Annotated in this window: 1 pseudogene; it reads right to left on the bottom strand. The window is 65.9% G+C overall.

The window, feature by feature from the left end:
* Positions 1-264: pseudogene (locus AC5RTB_RS16605) on the bottom strand (hypothetical protein); the annotation flags it as partial.

The following is a 264-nucleotide window of genomic DNA, read 5'->3' as shown; positions in this document are numbered from 1 at the left end:
ATCGTGTGCCGAAGCCGCCCTTCCCGTTAGCCGGGTAGTTCCACAGCCTGCCGGATGAATCGATCGCCACCATATCCGCAAGCGCCCGCACCGACGGTGACTCAGGTGCCGGAGCCGGTTCAGGAACCGGAGCCGACTCGGACAGCGGTGCGCGTGTCGCGAAGTCTGTTCCGGCGAGGGTGTAGGTGGTCCAGCCGGTGCCGATGGTGGTGGCGGTTCCGAAGCCGTTGGTGGTGAAGGGGTAGTAGGTGAGGGTTCCGGTGG

This window comes from Arthrobacter sp. M71 S08, assembly GCF_059089725.1.
Note: the sequence above shows the minus strand (reverse complement) of the source record. Positions and strands in the feature narration are given on the sequence as shown.